At 61.8% G+C, this 17819-nt stretch carries 20 protein-coding genes; 12 read left to right on the top strand and 8 right to left on the bottom strand.

The window, feature by feature from the left end; genetic code table 11:
* Positions 1–176: 176 nt before the first annotated feature.
* Positions 177–830 carry a methyltransferase gene (locus DNK50_RS28450; protein ID WP_112196868.1) on the bottom strand — a complete coding sequence of 218 codons (654 nt, stop codon included), beginning with the start codon at positions 828–830 and terminating at the stop codon, positions 177–179.
* Positions 827–1282 (bottom strand): YbaY family lipoprotein, encoded by a 456-nt coding sequence (locus DNK50_RS28445; RefSeq protein WP_112196867.1) that lies wholly within the window; start codon positions 1280–1282, stop codon positions 827–829. Before DNK50_RS28445 ends, DNK50_RS28450 begins: the two co-directional genes overlap by 4 nt.
* Before the next feature lie 139 nt (positions 1283–1421).
* Here DNK50_RS28445 and nrdR point away from each other — a divergent pair, with 139 nt between their 5' ends.
* The 11 genes from nrdR (at position 1422) to DNK50_RS28390 (ending at position 9627) form a co-directional block, all read left to right on the top strand.
* Positions 1422–1892: a transcriptional regulator NrdR gene (nrdR, locus tag DNK50_RS28440; protein WP_160385008.1), complete on the top strand. Its 471-nt coding sequence runs from the start codon at positions 1422–1424 to the stop codon at positions 1890–1892.
* Entirely contained in the window at positions 1889–3025 is a 1137-nt protein-coding gene (ribD, locus tag DNK50_RS28435) for a bifunctional diaminohydroxyphosphoribosylaminopyrimidine deaminase/5-amino-6-(5-phosphoribosylamino)uracil reductase RibD (protein ID WP_099584630.1), read from the top strand. The genes nrdR and ribD overlap by 4 nt, the downstream gene beginning before the upstream one ends.
* Before the next feature lie 48 nt (positions 3026–3073).
* Positions 3074–3736 (top strand): riboflavin synthase, encoded by a 663-nt coding sequence (locus DNK50_RS28430; RefSeq protein WP_029299435.1) that lies wholly within the window; start codon positions 3074–3076, stop codon positions 3734–3736.
* Between the two features lie 15 nt (positions 3737–3751).
* Positions 3752–4843, top strand: coding sequence for a bifunctional 3,4-dihydroxy-2-butanone-4-phosphate synthase/GTP cyclohydrolase II (ribBA, locus tag DNK50_RS28425; RefSeq protein ID WP_112196866.1), 1092 nt, complete (start codon positions 3752–3754; stop codon positions 4841–4843).
* 88 nt (positions 4844–4931) lie between these two features.
* Positions 4932–5408 carry a 6,7-dimethyl-8-ribityllumazine synthase gene (gene ribE, locus DNK50_RS28420; RefSeq protein WP_003176356.1) on the top strand — a complete coding sequence of 159 codons (477 nt, stop codon included), beginning with the start codon at positions 4932–4934 and terminating at the stop codon, positions 5406–5408.
* Positions 5405–5905 carry a transcription antitermination factor NusB gene (nusB, locus tag DNK50_RS28415; protein WP_099584632.1) on the top strand — a complete coding sequence of 167 codons (501 nt, stop codon included), beginning with the start codon at positions 5405–5407 and terminating at the stop codon, positions 5903–5905. Before ribE ends, nusB begins: the two co-directional genes overlap by 4 nt.
* A gap of 18 nt (positions 5906–5923) precedes the next feature.
* Positions 5924–6889: a thiamine-phosphate kinase gene (gene thiL, locus DNK50_RS28410; protein ID WP_112196865.1), complete on the top strand. Its 966-nt coding sequence runs from the start codon at positions 5924–5926 to the stop codon at positions 6887–6889.
* Between the two features lie 66 nt (positions 6890–6955).
* Entirely contained in the window at positions 6956–7684 is a 729-nt protein-coding gene (locus DNK50_RS28405) for an ABC transporter substrate-binding protein (RefSeq protein WP_112196864.1), read from the top strand.
* A gap of 127 nt (positions 7685–7811) precedes the next feature.
* Positions 7812–8429, top strand: coding sequence for a GTP cyclohydrolase II (ribA, locus tag DNK50_RS28400; RefSeq protein ID WP_016978544.1), 618 nt, complete (start codon positions 7812–7814; stop codon positions 8427–8429).
* Positions 8426–8842: a nuclear FMR1 interacting 1 family protein gene (locus DNK50_RS28395; RefSeq protein WP_099584636.1), complete on the top strand. Its 417-nt coding sequence runs from the start codon at positions 8426–8428 to the stop codon at positions 8840–8842. The genes ribA and DNK50_RS28395 overlap by 4 nt, the downstream gene beginning before the upstream one ends.
* Complete coding sequence (locus DNK50_RS28390; RefSeq protein WP_112196863.1) at positions 8839–9627, top strand: cobalamin-binding protein; 789 nt, start codon at positions 8839–8841, stop codon at positions 9625–9627. The genes DNK50_RS28395 and DNK50_RS28390 overlap by 4 nt, the downstream gene beginning before the upstream one ends.
* A 70-nt stretch (positions 9628–9697) precedes the next feature.
* Here DNK50_RS28390 and DNK50_RS28385 read toward each other — a convergent pair whose 3' ends face one another.
* The 6 genes from DNK50_RS28385 to ycaC all read right to left on the bottom strand — a co-directional run bounded on the left by DNK50_RS28385 (position 9698) and on the right by ycaC (position 16858).
* Positions 9698–11587, bottom strand: coding sequence for a TonB-dependent receptor domain-containing protein (locus tag DNK50_RS28385; RefSeq protein WP_112196862.1), 1890 nt, complete (start codon positions 11585–11587; stop codon positions 9698–9700).
* Positions 11588–11665: 78 nt separating this feature from the next.
* Entirely contained in the window at positions 11666–13564 is a 1899-nt protein-coding gene (gene dxs / locus DNK50_RS28380; RefSeq protein WP_112196861.1) for a 1-deoxy-D-xylulose-5-phosphate synthase, read from the bottom strand.
* A gap of 111 nt (positions 13565–13675) precedes the next feature.
* The gene (ispA, locus tag DNK50_RS28375) at positions 13676–14563 is read right to left on the bottom strand and encodes a (2E,6E)-farnesyl diphosphate synthase (RefSeq protein ID WP_099584640.1); all 888 of its coding nucleotides are present in this window, start codon (positions 14561–14563) and stop codon (positions 13676–13678) included.
* On the bottom strand, positions 14560–14802 hold the full coding sequence (locus DNK50_RS28370; RefSeq protein ID WP_003176346.1) for an exodeoxyribonuclease VII small subunit: 243 nt from the start codon (positions 14800–14802) through the stop codon (positions 14560–14562). The genes ispA and DNK50_RS28370 overlap by 4 nt, the downstream gene beginning before the upstream one ends.
* 74 nt (positions 14803–14876) lie before the next feature.
* On the bottom strand, positions 14877–16016 hold the full coding sequence (locus DNK50_RS28365) for a Fic family protein (protein WP_112196860.1): 1140 nt from the start codon (positions 16014–16016) through the stop codon (positions 14877–14879).
* Between the two features lie 209 nt (positions 16017–16225).
* Positions 16226–16858, bottom strand: coding sequence for an isochorismate family cysteine hydrolase YcaC (ycaC, locus tag DNK50_RS28360; protein WP_099584642.1), 633 nt, complete (start codon positions 16856–16858; stop codon positions 16226–16228).
* 369 nt (positions 16859–17227) lie between these two features.
* Here ycaC and DNK50_RS28355 point away from each other — a divergent pair, with 369 nt between their 5' ends.
* Entirely contained in the window at positions 17228–17809 is a 582-nt protein-coding gene (locus DNK50_RS28355; protein WP_027605205.1) for a YjfI family protein, read from the top strand.
* Positions 17810–17819 lie beyond the last annotated feature (10 nt).

Raw genomic sequence — 17819 nt, 5'->3', positions numbered from 1 at the left:
AGGTTAGGTAGCTGCCTGACTTTATGCAAGACCTTTGTGTTGCCGTAGATAAGCGAGGTTTTCTGAAAAAACATGCAGGTCGATTGTCCGGGCCGCGTGCGAAAGGAAGGCATTTTCCATGCCCTGTCGCTCACTGTCTCAGCCAACCTGTTGCCGAAAATTTGTAACGCGCAACCTTAGCGCCGCGAATGGTACAGGCTCACCTTGCGAAACTCCCAAGGCTCGGCCAGGTCTGGCAGGGTCAGCGCGTCGAGGATTTCCAGGCGCTGGTAAGCCGGGTGCTGGAAGTCGCGCACCCGTGAATCCGCGACCAGTGCTTCGCGGCCACGGCTGAGGAAGTGATCCAGCAGCGGCAGGTTGGCGCGGTCGTAGAGCACGTCGGCTACCAGGATCAGGTCGAAGCGGTCGGCTTCGGTGAAGAAGTCGGCCGAGTAGGTCAGTTCCACGTGATTGAGCTCGGCATTGGCGCGGCAAGCCGCCAAGGCCAGCGGGTCCAGATCGCAGGCCACCACTTCCAACGCGCCGGCTTTGACCGCTGCAATCGCGGCCACGCCGGAACCGGCACCGAAGTCCAGCACGCGCTTGCCGGCGGCCCACTCGGGGTTCGCCGCCAAATACCGCGCCAATGCCAGGCCGCTGGCCCAGCAAAAACTCCAGTAGGGCGGCTCATGCAGGATGCGCCGAGTTTCTTCGGGGCTGAAGGCGCGGTCCATGTTGTCCGCATCCAGCAACCACAACGACAGCTCGGTACCCGGCAGCGGGCAGGGCACCAGTTGCGCGTCGCCGATCAGTTCGCTCAGGGCGCGCTGCAAGTCCAACGGCGGCGTCATGGTGCCTTGACGAGTTCCAGGGGGCCGGTGGTCTGGGTGATTGCCTGGGTGATGCGCACGGCGGGCAGGTGCAGGATCAACTGGCCGGATTGGCTGGCGCGGCCGCGCAGTTCAACCCGCGCCCCGGCCGGGAAGGCCTCGGGGTTGAAGCGCAGGCGGAAGGCCAATGGCTTGCCATTGCCGGTCAGCACGCTGCTGGCGAGCAGTTGTTGCGGGCGCGAGCGGTCGTCGATCACCAGCAGGGCCATCTCGACTTCGGCCCCGGCGGGCACGTTGGTCAGGCTGCCGTTGATTTCACGCTGGTAGGCGGGCAGGGGGCCGAGGTCTTCAATGCCCGGGACTTTTTTCTCTTGCGCGGGCGCCGGTTGGGGCGTGGAAGGTTTGGGGGCTTCGCTGCTGCAGGCGACCAGGACACTGAACAGGGTGAGCAAAACAAGTGGTCGTAACTGCATGTACGGCTCCAGAAAGGACAAAATCCGTGACTTGAAATGTAAGAAACATAATAGCCCGCCTATATACCGTAAAGGCTATGGCTTGTCTTGCCACAGGGATGCGCTACCATGGCCCTCCCTTTTTTTGTTGCCTGCCACCATGCACTGTCCCTTCTGCGGTGCCAACGACACCAAGGTCATTGACTCGCGTCTGGTCGCCGAGGGCGATCAAGTACGTCGCCGGCGCGAATGCCTGGCCTCTGGCTGCGGTGAACGTTTCACCACCTTCGAAACCGCCGAACTGGTATTGCCACGTCTGATCAAATCCGACGGCAGCCGCCAGCCCTTCGACGAAGAAAAACTGCGCGCCGGTATGCAGCGCGCCCTGGAAAAACGCCCGGTGAGTGTCGAGCGGCTGGAAGCGGCGCTGGTGCACATCAAGCACAAGCTGCGGGCGACCGGCGAGCGCGAGGTCAAGAGCCTGGTGGTGGGCGAGTTGGTGATGGGCGAGCTGCAAAAGCTCGACGAAGTCGCCTATATCCGTTTCGCTTCGGTGTATCGACGCTTCCAGGACCTCAATGAGTTCCGCGAAGAGATCGACCGCCTGGCCCGTGAGCCGGTCAAACCATGATCCCACCTATCGCTGAACAAGCTGTCCTCGACGCCCATTACATGGCCCGCGCCCTCGAACTGGCGCGCAAGGGCCGCTACACCACCCACCCCAACCCTCGGGTGGGCTGCGTGATCGTGCGAGATGGCCAGATTGTCGGCGAAGGCTGGCATGAGCGCACCGGCGAACCCCATGCCGAACCCAATGCCCTGCGCGCCGCCGGTGACAAGGCCCGTGGCGCCACCGTGTACGTGACCCTCGAACCGTGCAGTCATCACGGTCGTACACCGCCGTGCGCCGATGCGCTGGTGAGTGCTGGCGTTGCACGGGTCGTGGCCGGCATGCAGGACCCCAACCCGGAAGTGGCGGGGCGTGGTATGCAGCGCCTGGCCCAGGCCGGGATCGAGATTCGCAGCGGCGTATTGGAAAGTGAGGCGCGGGCGCTGAACCCGGGTTTTCTCAAGCGTATGGAACACGGCCTGCCGTTTGTGCGGGTCAAGCTGGCGATGAGCCTGGACGGCCGCACGGCGATGGCCAGCGGCGAAAGCCAATGGATCACCGGCCCTGCCGCTCGCGCCGCCGTGCAGCGCCTGCGCGCTGAGGCCAGCGTGGTGCTGACCGGCGCCGATACGGTGTTGGCCGACGGCGCGCGGCTGACCGTGCGCGCCGCCGAGCTGGGCCTGGATGAAGCAACCACCGCCCTGGCCATGTCGCGCCCGCCGCTGCGTGTGTTGATCGACGGTCGCCTGCGGGTGCCGCTCAACGCGCCGTTCTTCAAGGCGGGTCCGGCATTGGTCATCACCTGTGTCACCCCGGAGAACCAGTTCCCCCGTGGCCCTGAGTGCCTGGTGGTGCCGGGTGTGGAAGGCCAGGTCGACCTGCGTTCGGCGCTGGTGGCCCTGGCGGCGCGTGGCGTCAACGAAGTGCTGGTGGAAGCCGGCCCAAGCCTGGCAGGGGCGTTTGCCCAGCAGGGGCTGGTGGACGAATACGTGATTTTCGTCGCCGGCAAGTTCCTCGGCTCTGCCGCTCGGCCGTTGCTGGACTGGCCGCTTGAGAAGCTGGCCGACGCCCCCCAACTCAAGATCACTGAAATGCGCGCTGTAGGCGACGACTGGCGGGTCACTGCCATCCCTGTGCCAGCAGCGAGCGTATAATTCCCGGCCTGCGCTTGCGCGTCAGCCCCTCGTTTTCAGGAGAACGAAATGTTCACCGGCATTATCGAATCCATCGGCAGCATCCGTGCAATGACCCCCAAAGGCGGCGACGTACGCCTGCTGGTTGAAACCGGCAAGCTCGACCTCGGCGACGTCAAGCTGGGCGACAGCATTGCCGTCAGCGGCGTGTGCCTGACCGTCATCGAGCTGCCTGGCAATGGCTTTGCCGCCGACGTCAGCCGGGAGACCCTGGACTGCACCGCGATGAATGACCTCAAGGCCGGCAGCCCGGTCAACCTGGAAAAAGCCCTGACGCCCACCACCCGTCTCGGTGGTCACCTGGTCAGCGGCCACGTCGACGGTGTCGGCGAAGTGGTTGCCCGCAGCGAAAACGCCCGCGCCGTGGAATTCCGCATTCGCGCGCCGAAAGAGCTGGCCAAGTACATTGCCCACAAAGGCTCGATCACCGTCGACGGCACCAGCCTGACCGTGAACGCCGTGAATGGCGCCGAATTCGAGCTGACCATCATTCCCCACACCCTGAGCGAAACCATCATGGCGTCCTACCAGCCTGGTCGCCGGGTGAACCTGGAAGTCGACTTGCTTGCCCGTTACCTGGAGCGCCTGTTGTTGGGCGACAAGGCCGCAGAGCCTGCTGCAGGTAACATCACTGAAAGTTTTTTGGCCGCTAACGGCTACCTGAAATCCTGACCAAGGGGGTGCCGCGTGGCGCTCAATAACATCGAAGAACTGGTTGAAGACATCCGCCAAGGCAAGATGGTCATCCTGATGGATGACGAAGATCGCGAGAACGAAGGCGACATCATCATGGCCGCCGAGGCCTGCAAGCCCGAGCACATCAACTTCATGGCCAAGCACGCCCGTGGGCTGATCTGCATGCCCATGAGCCGCGAGCGCTGCGAGCTGCTCAAGCTGCCGTTGATGGCGCCGCGCAATGGCTCGGGGTTTGGTACAAAGTTCACGGTATCGATTGAAGCGACCACCGGCGTCACCACCGGCATCTCCGCCGCTGACCGCGCCCGCACCGTGCAAGCGGCTGCCGCGAAAGACGCCAAGGCCGAAGACATTGTCAGCCCTGGCCATATCTTCCCGCTGATGGCCCAACCGGGCGGCACCCTGGCCCGTGCCGGCCATACCGAAGCGGCCTGCGACCTAGCGCGCATGGCCGGTTTCGAGCCCAGCGGCGTGATCTGCGAAGTGATGAACGACGACGGCACCATGGCCCGTCGCGCCGAACTCGAAGCCTTTGCCGCCGAGCACAACATCAAGATCGGCACCATTGCCGACCTGATCCACTACCGGATGATCCACGAACGTACCGTTCAGCGGATTGCCGAGCAGCCGCTGGACAGCGAACTGGGCCAATTCAACCTGGTGACCTACCGTGATTCGGTGGAAGGCGACGTGCACATGGCCCTGACCCTGGGCGCCATCAGCGGTGACGAGCCGACCCTGGTGCGCGTGCACAACATGGACCCACTGCGCGACCTGTTGATGGTCAAGCAGCCGGGCCGTTGGAGCCTGCGCGCCGCCATGGCTGCGGTGTCCGAGGCGGGCAGCGGTGTGGTGTTGCTGCTGGGTAACCCGGTGGACGGCGACGTATTGCTCGCCCATATCCGCGAAACCGCCGAGCAGACCCAGGCCAAAACACTGACCACCTACAGCATCGTCGGGGCCGGTTCGCAGATCCTGCGTGACCTCGGTGTGCGCAAAATGCGCCTGATGAGTGCACCGATGAAATTTAATGCGATATCCGGATTCGATCTGGAAGTTGTAGAATACGTGCCCTCCGAATAAAGGCCGGCGTTTTCTGCCCCTTGTTCGCGGTTAAATCATCACTGAGGGACGCACTTTTCGCGTCCCGGCTCTTTAAGAGATTTGTCGAATGACCCTGAAGACCATCGAAGGTACCTTCATCGCCCCCAAAGGCCGCTATGCCCTGGTGGTTGGCCGCTTCAACAGCTTTGTAGTTGAAAGCCTGGTAAGCGGTGCCGTGGATGCCCTGGTTCGCCACGGTGTGAGCGAAAGCGACATCACGATTATCCGTGCCCCTGGCGCCTTCGAAATTCCACTGGTTGCGCAAAAAGTTGCTCAACAGGGTGAATACGCAGCCATCATCGCCCTGGGCGCTGTGATTCGTGGCGGTACTCCGCACTTCGAATACGTGGCCGGCGAATGCACCAAGGGCCTGGCCCAGGTGTCCATGGAGTTCGGCGTGCCAGTCGCTTTCGGCGTACTGACCGTTGATTCCATCGAGCAAGCCATCGAGCGTTCCGGCACCAAGGCCGGCAACAAAGGCGCTGAAGCTGCTCTGTCCGCCCTCGAAATGGTCAGCCTGCTGTCGCAGTTGGAGGCCAAGTGATTTCTGACGAGAGCGATCAGTTCAACCCTCAGGACCCGCGTCCTGCGGATGCCGGCAAGCCATCCAAAAGCGAGAAGCGTCGCAAAGCCCGTCAGCTCGCGACCCAGGCGCTGTACCAGCGTCATATGGCCGGCACTTCGCTGAACGAGATCGAAGCGCAATTTCGCGTCGATAACGACTTCACCTTCGCCGACCAGAGCTACTTCCACGACATCCTGCACGGCGTGCATGCCAACCTGACCGAGATCGACACAGCCCTGGCGCCTTGCCTGGACCTGACCATCGAAGAACTCGACCCGGTTGAGCTGTGCGTAATGCGCCTGTCCACCTGGGAACTGCTCAAGCGTGTCGACGTGCCGTACCGTGTGGTGATCAACGAAGGTATCGAGCTGGCGAAAGTCTACGGTTCGACCGACGGCCACAAGTTCGTCAACGGCGTGCTCGACAAGCTGGCCCCGCGCCTGCGTGAAGCCGAAGTGAAGGAACACAAGCGCTAACCTGCGCTTGAGTCCTGAATGGGTGAGTTTGAGCTGATCCGCAAGTACTTCGCCGCCGCGCCCTGTGCGCAGGGCGGCGACGGCATTGCCTTGGGGATTGGCGACGACTGCGCCCTGCTGGCGCTCCCTGCCGGGGAGCAACTGGCAATCTCCACCGATACCTTGGTGGCCGGCGTGCACTTTGCCGACCCCTGCGATCCGTTTCTGCTCGGCCAGCGCTCGTTGGCGGTAGCGGTGAGCGATCTGGCCGCCATGGGCGCCAACCCCCTCGCATTTACCCTTGCACTCACGACACCCACCGTCGATGCCGACTGGTTGCAACGCTATGCCCAGGGCTTGAACACCATGGCGCTGAGCTGCGGCGTGGGGCTGGTGGGCGGCGACACCACGCGCGGTCCGCTCAGCCTGACCCTGACCGTGTTCGGGCGTGTACCGGCGGGCCAGGCGTTGACGCGCAGCGGTGCGCAACCGGGCGACCTGCTGTGCGTCGGCGGCGAGTTGGGCAATGCCGCTGGCGCCTTGCCGCTGGTACTGGGCCTGCGCAACGCCGATGAGGCCATTGCGCAGCCACTGCTGGCCCATTACTGGTCACCGCAACCGCAGTTGGCCTTGGGGCTGGCGCTGCGCGGCAAAGCGACGGCTGCGATGGACATCTCCGACGGGCTGTTGGCCGATTGCGGGCATATCGCGAAGGCATCGGCTGTCAGCCTGTTGATCGAGCGTCAGCAGTTGCCGCTGTCCAGCGCCTTGCTCGCATTTGTCGGTGATGATGAGGCGCGGGTGGCTGCCTTGAGCGGTGGCGACGATTACGTGCTGGCGTTTACCTTGCCGCCCGTCGAGCTGGCGCCGTTGCTGGCCGACGGTTGGCCGGTGCACGTCATCGGCCGTGTCCAGGCGGGGCAGGGTGTGACGCTGCTTGACGCAAAGGGACAGGACATCACACCGGCCATCCGGGGTTATCAACACTTTCGCGACACGCCCTGAATCGGCGCACTGCGCTACCCTCTATAACGTCATTACTCAAGCAAGGTTTTGCAGGAGGTCGTACCCATGGTTGTACGCCGCTGGCTGCTGATACTGCTGTGTGTGATTCCAGCCTGGGCGCAGGCGCAGGATGTGCCCGTGATACCAGGCAAGGTCGTGCTCGCCTGTGAGGCCTGGGATGACTACACCAACGCGGACGGCAGCGGCCTGGCCTGGGATGTGATGCGTCAGGTGTTTGAGCCGAGTGGGATCACGCTACAAACCCGTATCGAGCCGTACACCCGGTCGGTGGGCCTGGCCCAGCGCGGTGAGGTGGATGGTTGGGTGGGTTCCTACCGCGATGAGGTCAAGGGCGTGCTGTACCCGCACTGGAACTTTGACTCCGACCCTATCTACGCCCTTGGGCTGACAACCTCGCCGATTCCGAGCGTGGCGACGCTGGGCGAATACCGCCTGGCCTGGGTTCGCGGCTACCGGTACGAGGCGTACTTGCCCAATGTGCGCCGTTTCAACCAGATCCAGCGCCGTGACGGGATTCTGCCGATGCTCCAGCACGGTCGGGTCGACTTCTACATCGACGCCCTCACCGAGGCGCAATATGTCCTCAGCCAGGCGCCCGACAGTGCCCGGTTCCGGCTCACCCACCTTATCGACCTCCCGCTCTACATAGGCTTTGCCGACACCGAGCGTGGCCGGTCATTACGTACCGTGTTCGACCAGCGCATGGCCGTCCTTGTCAAAAGCGGCGAGCTGAAGCCGATCTTCCAGCGCTGGAAACTGCCGTATCCGTTCTGACTGCATAGAACCGCGAGGAAGACCAATCAAACCGATTGATCTTTATCAGCGATCATTCAGCTTAAGCGTCTGTAGGAACCTGCTGTTACAATGCCGCCTCTGTGAAATCTGAAATCAGGAGCACACGGTGCCCGTCGTTTTCGTCGCCGCTTCCAAGCTGCCTACCCCTTTTGCCACGTTCACCATGAACGGCTTCCTCGAAGAAGCCACCGGGCGCGAACACGTTGTGCTCAGCCTCGGCGATATCGCGGATGGCGCGCCGGTGCTGGGTCGTGTGCATTCCGAATGCCTGACCGGCGATGCGCTGTTCAGCCAGCGCTGCGACTGCGGCTCGCAATTGGAAGCTGCCATGCGCGCCATCGCCCGTGAAGGGCGTGGCGTGCTGCTGTATCTGCGCCAGGAAGGCCGTGGCATTGGCCTGATGAACAAGATCCGCGCCTACGAGCTGCAAGACGGTGGCGCCGATACCGTTGAGGCCAATGAGCGCCTGGGCTTTGCTGCCGATCAGCGTGACTACGCGATCTGTCTGCCGATGCTGGAGCACCTGGGCGTGAAATCCCTGCGCTTGATGACCAACAACCCGCGCAAGGTCAAAGCCTTGACCGAGATGGGCATCACCGTCGCCGAGCGCGTGCCGCTGCACACCGGGCACAACCCCCATAACAAGCTCTACCTGGCGACCAAAGCCAGCAAGCTCGACCATATGATGGGCAACGAGCACCAGGGCGAGGTCGACCGCGCGTGACCCGTGGCCAGGTAAAACGGCGACTGTCCTTCAACTGGTGGCAGTACCTGGCCCTGGCGCTGCTTCCGTTGTTCGTACTCAACCTGGTGTTTGGTCAGGTAGCCTTGCTGCCGGTGCTGGCGATGCCGTTGTTCATCGCTGGCGTGGCCTCGATGTTCCTGAGCCTGCGCTACTTTCACGGCTATAAACACGCGCTGATCGCCACTTCAAAAGCCCTCGATACTCCTGAAGAACCGGCTGCCTGGATCACCCTCGCGGCCCGTCGGCGCACGGCGTTGCTGGTGGCCGCGATCCCGTCGTGGGTGGGCGCGCTGGCGGTGTTTGTCGGGCTGGAAGCAGTTCCGCTGTTTTTGCTGGCGCTGTCGACGATGGTGCTGTTTTACCTCTATCGCATTCCCCGTCAACTCGGATGATGCGCCGCTGGCTGGCGCTTGTGCTGCTGGCGTTGAGCGCCCAGGCCCTGGCCGTCGAGCGAGTGGTGAGCCTGGCGCCATCCCTGACTGAAATCGTGGTTGAACTGGGTGCTGCCGATCTGCTGGCTGGCGTGCTCGATGGCGGCGAACGGCCGGCCGACTTGGCGAAGGTGCCGTCGGTGGGGCATTACGGCCAGTTGGACATGGAGCGCCTGCTCAGCCTCAATCCCGACCTGATCCTGCTGTGGCCCGGCAGTGTCGGCCCAGCCCAGCGCGAACAGTTGCAACGCCTGAATATCCCGGTGTATGTCGCCGAACCCCATAGCCTTGAACAGCTCACCACCCAGGTCCAGGCCATCGCCGAGCAAGTGGGCCGCGCCGAGGCCGGTCGGCAGTTGGCTGCACAACTGCGCCAGCGCCTGGCCGGGCTGCGCCAGCGTTATCAGCAGGCCGAGCCAGTGCGGGTGTTTTATCAGGTGTGGGACCAGCCGCTGTATACCGTGGGTGGCGGGCAGATCATCAGCGACGCGTTGAGCGTCTGCGGAGCGCGCAATGTATTCGACGACCTGAAACTGCCTGCGCCGCAGGTCAGTATCGAGTCGGTGTTGCAGCGTGACCCTGAGCTGATCCTGGTGGGGGATCAGGCTCAACTGAAGGCCTGGAAAGTCTGGCCATTGATGGCTGCGCGGGTGCGCGTGGTGCCGGACAAAGGCCTGGAGCGGCCTAGCGGGCAAATGCTGGAAGCGGTGGCGCGGTTATGTCAGGTGATTGCTCCGAGCCGCTGAGACCGCTGTCTGTGAATGCAGTCAAAATGTGGGAGGGGGCTTGCCCCGATGAGGCCAATCCAGGCGCCAATTAGATTTCAGGCGTCCAGGTCACACCAACCCTCCACACCCGACCCTCTTCACGGTAATCCTGATTGTTCAGAAACGCCGGATCGTTGTAGCTGTAACGTGCCCGCGCATAGGATTTATCCAGCACGTTATCGACCTTCAGTGACAGCGCCACTTCCCGGTTCAGCGCCCAACTGCTGCGCAAGCCGAGCAATCCATAGCCGCCCAGGCGCTGCGCATTGTCTTCATCGTCGTAGCTGCTGCTGATCGCCTGCCAACTCGCACCCAGGCCGAGTGTGTCGAATTGCCGATCCAGATCCAAATTCAACGTGCGCCGTGCACGGCGGGCCAGGGTGTGGCCGGTATCACGGTCGCGCGGGTCGATGATGGACACGCCCAGGTTGCCTTGCCAGCCAAACAGTTCCTGTTTGAGGGCGGCTTCAAACCCGTCAATACGCGCCGACGCCACGTTTTGCGGCTTGCTGGTGCTGTCCAGGATAATCGCATCGCTCAAGTCGGTGCGGTACAGCGAAGCCTCCAGGCGCGTGCTGTCGGTCAGTTGGCTGCGCCATTGCAGTTCGTAGCTCTTTGAGGTCTCGGGCTGCAGGTTCGGGTTGCTGTATTTCGTGTCGGGGTAATACAGATCGTTGAAGGTAGGCGCGCGAAAGCCTTCGCTGTAGCTCAGCAATAAGTCATTGTCGGGGTTGATCGGCAGCGTCAGGGTGCCGCTCCAACTGTTCTGCCCACCGAACTGCTGGTTCTGGTCGCGGCGCAGGCCCAGCTCTGTGGAAAACCATTCGCTGTGGAAACGGTGCTGCACAAAGGCTGCGCGGTTCCAGCGGCTGTCTTCGCTAAACGGGGTGGAGCCGTGGAAGCGGTCTTCGTACCAGTCGCCGCCCAGGATCAGGCTGTTGCTGTCGTTGAGCGTCAGGTCGTTCTGCCAGTTCAGCGAGTCGCGGTAGGTGTTGAACACGCTGAAATCGTCACTGAGGGTATCGCGCTTGGTGTCGCGGTTCTCGCTGTGGCCCAGCTCCAGGCGCGATTGCCAGTGCTCATTGAGCGCTGCGTCGACATACCCGCTGGCGCTGCTGACGGCGTAATCGGTGTAGGGTTTTTGCCCCAAGGTCTGCCCACTGGCAACGTCGTAGCGGCCGAAGCTGTTGTCGTACTCCGACTTGCCACGGTTATCCAGCAGATTGAAACCCACCTCCAGTTCATCGCTGAACGAATGGCTGAGGTTCAGGCTGAGCGACTGATTGCGATAGGCATCATGGTCGCCGTCGCTGGGGAAGGATTGGTGGGTCGAATTGATGCCAGCGGTCTCATCCAGGCTCGCCCCCAGGTTGAAGCGCGTGTGTTCATCACCGCCCGACAGACCGAGGCTGCGCTCCCAGGTCTGGTTGCTGCCAATGCCCAGCTTCAGGCGCGGTTGCAGGCCTTGCTCGGCATTGCGCCGGGTAAACACCTGGATCACCCCGCCGATGGCATCGCTGCCGTAGATCACCGAGCGCGAGCCGCGCAGCACCTCCACACGCTCGATCTGGTCGACGTTCAGGTATTGCAGGCCGCTGTCGCCGGAGGTGGTATTGGCAATGCGCTGGCCGTCCACCAGCACCAGGCTCTGGGCGGACTTGGTGCCGCGCAGGTAGATCCCCGGCAAACTGCCGCGCCCACCGGTTCGCGCCACTTGTACGCCGGGCACGCGGCTGAGCAGGTCGGTGAGGCTGGTGGGTTGCAGGCGGTCGATGTCGTCGCGGGTGAATACGGTATTGGCGGCGCTGCTGTCGTTGCGCGCCTGGACCTGGCGGTTGGTGCTGATGACCACATCGGGGAGTTTGAGGGCCTGGTCGCGGGTCTCGGCGAGCAACTCAGGTGCGGGCAGGAGCAGCAGGACAAGGTGCAGACGTTTCATGGGTTGTCCGTAGCGTTTGAAGATGGCAAAAATCAAATGTGGGAGGGGCAAGCCACCTCCCACATGTTGATGCGATTTCTACCGGGAGAGCAGCGCCAAGCGCACGCGCACCGCCGCCTCGATGCCTGCCTCGTCCAAACCACACTCCGCCAGCATCTGCGCCGGCTTGGCGTGTTCGACGTACACATCCGGCAAGCCCAGGTGCAGCACCGACTTGAGGATGTTCTCCCGCGCCAGGAATTCACTGACCGCCGCACCGGCGCCGCCCATGATGGCGTTCTCCTCAACGGTCACCAGCAACTCATGGCTACCGGCGATCTCGCGCACCAGGGCTTCATCCAGCGGTTTGACGAAACGCATGTCGATCACGGTCGCGTCGATCTTTTCGGCGACTTTCAGCGCTTCGGCCAATTGCACGCCAAACACGAGGAACGCGACCTTGTTGCCCTGGCGCCGCACGATGCCTTTACCGATTTCGATCGGCTCAAGATCTTTTTCAATCACCGCATTCGGACCATTCCCACGCGGGTAACGCACGGCGGCCGGGCCGTTGTACAGGTGGCCGGTGCTGAGCATCTTGCGCAGTTCGTTTTCGTCGCTCGGCGTCATCACCAGCATGCCGGGAATGCAGCGCAGGTACGACAGGTCAAAGCTGCCGGCGTGGGTCGGACCGTCTTCGCCCACCAGGCCTGCGCGGTCGATGGCGAACAGCACGTCGAGGTTTTGTACCGCCACATCGTGAATAAGCTGGTCATAACCACGTTGCAGAAAGGTGGAATAGATCGCCACCACCGGCTTGGCGCCTTCGCAGGCCATGCCGGCCGCGAACGTCACCGCATGTTGCTCGGCAATCGCCACGTCGAAGTAGCGCAGCGGGAAACGCTCGCTGAATGCCACCAGGTCGGAGCCTTCCTTCATCGCCGGGGTAATGCCCACCAGACGCGAGTCGGCGGCGGCCATGTCGCACAGCCATTCGCCGAACACACCGGAATACTTCGGCCCGCTGGCCTTTTTCGGCGCGGCGGCGGGGGCGTCCACCGGTTCCAGCTTGGTGATCGCGTGGTAGCCAATCGGGTCGACTTCCGCCGGGGCGAAGCCTTTGCCTTTCTTGGTGACGATATGCAGGAACTGCGGGCCCTTGAGGTCACGCATGTTACGCAGTGTGGCGATCAAGGTCGGCAGGTCATGGCCGTCGATGGGGCCGATGTAGTTCCAGCCCAACTCTTCGAACAGGGTGCCGGGAACCAGCATGCCCTTGGCATATTCTTCGGTCCGTCGGGCAATTTCCCACGCGCCGGGCAGACGCGAGAGCACCTTCTTGCTGCCTTCGCGCATGCTGGCGTAGGTACGACTGGAAAGAATCTTTGCCAAATAATTCGACAGGCCACCGACGTTGCGCGAGATCGACATGTCGTTGTCGTTGAGGATCACCAACATGTTGGCGTCCACTTCCGGCGCATGGTTCAGCGCTTCGAAGGCCATGCCAGCTGTCAATGCGCCATCACCGATCACCGCAATCGCCTTGCGATCGCTGTTTTGCAGACGGGCGGCAATCGCCATGCCCAGCGCTGCACTGATCGAGGTGCTGGAGTGGCCGACGCCAAAGGTGTCGTACTCGCTCTCTGACCGGCGTGGGAAGGCGGCAACGCCGTCCTTCTGGCGCAGGGTGGCCATGCGCTCGCGGCGGCCCGTGAGGATCTTGTGCGGATACGCCTGATGGCCCACGTCCCACACCAGCCGGTCGTCGGGGGTGTCGAACACGTAATGCAAGGCGATGGTCAGCTCGATGACGCCCAGGCCAGCACCGAAATGCCCACCGGTCTGGCCGACCGTGTAGAGCAATTCCAGGCGCAGTTCATCGGCCAGGGTTTCCAGCTCGGCTTCACCCAGACGACGCAGGCCGTCCGGCGTGGCAGCACGGTCGAGCAGGGGCGTGGACGGGCGCTTGCGGGGAATCTCTTGAAACGTCGTGGGCATCAGGCGAATCGTTATAGGTATAAGAAGAGGCGGCAGTTTACCTCAAGCATCGCAAACTGCCCACGCAGAGCGCCGAACTTGGCCGATATGCGGCGGTAATGGCCGCCGTTTTCAGTGCCGGCGTTCGACGATATACCGAGCCAGGTCACGCAGCGGCTCGGCTGCCGCGTCGAAAGGTCGCAGGGCGTCCAGGGCCTGGTCGCGCAGTTCCAGGGCGTATGCCTTGGCAGCATCGAGCCCAAGAAGCGCAGGATAAGTCGGTTTGTCCCGTGCGATATCGGCACCTTGGCGCTTGCCCAGGGTGGCGGTGTCACTTTCCACGTCGAGTATGTCGTCCTGCACCTGGAACGCCAGGCCGATGGCTCGGGAATAGATCTGCAATGCCGCCAATTGGGCCGCGTCGGCACGGCCGCTGGCCAGGGCGCCGAGGTGCACGGCGGCTTCGATCAGCGCGCCGGTCTTGTGGCGATGCATATGTTCAAGGGCTTGCTGATCCAGCTTGAGACTGACCGAACCCATGTCGATTGCCTGCCCGCCGACCATGCCGGCCGGTCCTGCCGCGTGGGCCAGGGCGGTGACCATGCGCAGGCGGATCTCGGCGTTGACGCTGCTCAAGCGCGGGTCCAGCAGTGCGCTGAACGCCAGGCTCTGCAGGCCATCACCGGCCAGGATCGCATAGGCTTCATCAAAGGCTTTATGAGTGGTGGGCTGGCCGCGACGTAGATCATCGTCGTCCATCGCCGGCAAATCGTCGTGTACCAGGGAATAAGCGTGGATCAATTCCACTGCACACGCCGCGCCGTTGGCCTGCTCGGCAGGGGTGCCGAGGGCTTCGCAGGCCGCGTACGCCAGCAACGGGCGCACACGTTTGCCGCCGTTCATCACGCTGTAGCGCATGGCGGCGTAAAGGCGGTTCATTTCCGGGCTGGGCGCAACAAACAAGGGCTCCAGCGCCGCATTCACCCGGGCTTGGCTACTGGCCTGATACGCGTCGATCATTCGGGCTGTTCCGCATCGAAAGGTTCTTCGGCCAACTCCCCATCACGCTCCAGCAACACCTGCACCTTCTGCTCTGCCTGCGCCAGCGCGCTCTGGCAGTCGCGAGTCAGGCCGATGCCTTGCTCAAACGCTGTCAGTGAGTCCTCCAGCGACAACTCGCCGTTCTCCAGACGCTCGACCAAGGTTTGCAGGTCGGCGAGGGATTGTTCGAAATCGAGTGCAACTTTTTTGCGGGCCATGGCGGCTATTCCGGTAGACGGTAAACCGGCGGGACACTAGCAGACATGGGGATGGTGGGCAAATGAGTGGGGCATCAGTCGCCTGCTGTATTGACTTGATAACGCGTGCTGCGGCCGCCTGCGGGGAGACGGATCAGGCAGTTTTTTTCCAGCAGGTCAGCCAGGTGTCGCGTCGCCGTCGCCTTGGATACCTTTGCCACCGCTTGGTACTGCGCAGCGCTGATGCCGTGTTCGAAGCCCTTTTCACCACCGTCGAGCAGGCGATTGAGGACCTTGATCTGTTCAGCAGACAAAGGAAGGTCGCGGTGTCGCTGCCAGAACCGGCTCCTGCCCAGCACTCTGTCAATCCTCGCCATGGCTTGCTGCACACTGCGCAACAGGGTTTTAAGGAACCACTCCAGCCACTCAGTGATATCCAGCGTGGCCCTCTGGCTGGACTCAAGCGCGTTGTAATAACCGATGCGGTCTTCAAGAATGCTGGCTGACATGGCGTAAAAACGAATGGCCTGATGCTCGCCTTGGGCTAATGCCAAATCGGTGATAGCGCGTGTCAGGCGACCATTGCCGTCATCGAAGGGGTGCAGCGTGACAAACCAGAAGTGCGCAACGCCGGCGCGTACCAGCGGATCCAGTTCCGGCTGATCGCGGCTGGTTTCGAACCACTCCAGGAAATCATCCAGCGACTGTTCCAGCCCAGGACGCGGCGGGGCCTCGAAATGCACGGTTGGCCGATCAAGTCGGCCCGACACCACTTGCATTGGCTCACCGCCCCTTAATGACCCGATATTGAGTGGTCGGGAGGCATAGTTTGCTTGCGGGACCGGGAACAATAGCTGGTGCCAGTTCAATAAGCGGGCGAGGGTAAAGGGCTGGTTGAATTGTTGGGTGGCATCCATCATCAGCTCGGCGAGACCTTCGCTGCGGCGGCTTACCTGACCGTCTTTCAGCGCCTCCAGGCCCATCCGTCGGGCCAGGGAGGAACGAACAGAGCCAACGTTCAGTTGCTCACCTTCGATGGCCGAAGAGGTCAGAATGTTTTGCAGCAGCGCATCCAATTCATTCTCTGCACTGATGGCCTGGCTGACAGAGCCGAGCATGCCCAACAACCTGCCTTGGGCATGCCCGCACTCACGCAGCAAAGCCGCCAAGCGCCCAGGTTGCCAGTGGAAGTGGGGCCAGTCGGTGTGTTGCCAGATCCAGTGTGGTTGGTCCATGGAGGAATACCTGGTGCGTGAGCCGAATAAAAAATTATTCGGCTCATTTTGTGAGCCGATTGTGCATTCTAATCGGCTCATCGTCCATTGAGATAAAGTTGTTGGTCACCCCTCGCCTCTAAACCCGTTTGCTGAAGCGCACTGGTAAAGCGCTCAGCAACAACGAAAGCCTGCTTTTAAGGGCAGGCTTATCGCGAATCTCGGCTGACTTATTTCTGATGAGCCGTCAGCGCCGCATATCCATTCATCAGGTTGCGATAGTTGGGAATGCGCTGGGACAACAAATTCCCCAGGCCTTCGATATCGTTGCGCCAGTCGCGGTGCAGCTCACACGCCACCGAGAACCAGTTCATCAACTGCGCACCGGCTTGCGTCATCCGGCTCCACGCTGCCTGCTGCACCGTGGTGTTGAACGTGCCGGAGGCATCGGTCACTACAAACACCTCAAACCCTTCCGCCAGCGCCGACAAGGTCGGGAACGCTACGCACACATCCGTGACCACACCGGCAATGATGATCTGCTTACGGCCAGTGGCCTTGATCGCCTTGACGAAGTCTTCGTTGTCCCACGCATTGATCTGGCCAGGGCGTGCGATGTACGGCGCGTCCGGGAACATCTCTTTCAACTCTGGCACCAGCGGGCCGTTGGGGCCTTGCTCGAAGCTGGTGGTGAGGATGGTCGGGAGGTTGAAGAACTTGGCCAGGTCGGCCAGGGCCAACACGTTGTTCTTGAACTCGTTGGGCGAGAAGTCCTGCACCAGGGAGATCAGGCCGGTCTGGTGGTCGACCAGCAGAACGATGGCGTCGTCTTTGTTCAAGCGGCTGTAGGTTGGAGTGCTCATGGTTGAATCCTTTTTTGTTTAGGTTGGTTGGGCGTTGCGTTCAACATGGGCACAGATTAATGGGTGGGTGTTGGCGGATAAATCGGCTGAATTGGGTAATACCGTCAACTCAGATGAGACAATTGAGGATTTGTCAGTAGGACCGATCCTTTTCGTAGGCGGCAAAGTAAGTCAAAAAATCTCACGCGTGAGCTATTGAGTGTGGCAAAAAATGCCTGTAGATTTTCTCACGCGTGAGTTTTTCACAGCGAGGTCAGTACCATGGAAAGCAGCTCTCTATCGAGTCCGCCTAAAGGGCCCGATACCGATTCAGCAAGCCTTCAGGGAGAGCGCTTGAAGCCGTCCGCCAAAAAGCCGTCGAGCTTTTACATGAAGCAGATGCGTGCAGGCCTGGCGGCCGCCGGCTATGTGAAACACGAGACTTGGGTGCTTCCCGAAAACCGAAGCCTGCTCAAGCAGATGGAGAAACAGCTTCGCCAGCCGATTCTGGCTGGCTCATTCATGTCGGAGAATTTCATGAGCGCAGGTACCAACTGGAATATCGATCGCCTCTTCACCGCTCTTCAGGCCCTGGACGACGTGGTGTCCAAGGACATTACGCTTTCTCTCGTTCAAGGCTCCGAGTCCAGCATCAAGCTGGAAATGAACGACTTCGGTGGCTTGCCGATTTACATCGCGGTGGTTGGCGAGCAGATCATCGTGGACACGGTCCTGGTTGATGTCGAGTCCATCAACGATGTCGCGAAATTCAATGACGCAGTGTTGCGCAGCCGGGAAATGTTCCCGCTGTCCTCCATCGGTATCGAGTCCATGCCTAACGGGCAAGTGGTCTACAACATGTTCGGCGCTCTGAGCTCCGACTCCAGCCTGACCAATATCGTGACCGAGGTGAAAACCCTGGTCGACAACGTGCAGCGCGCCAGCGAAGCCTTCGAACGTTTCTTCAATTAAGTATTCGGGA

Source organism: Pseudomonas sp. LG1E9 (genome assembly GCF_003290225.1).
In the GTDB taxonomy this organism is placed as follows: Bacteria; Pseudomonadota; Gammaproteobacteria; order Pseudomonadales; family Pseudomonadaceae; genus Aquipseudomonas; species Aquipseudomonas cyclaminis.
Note: the sequence above shows the minus strand (reverse complement) of the source record. Positions and strands in the feature narration are given on the sequence as shown.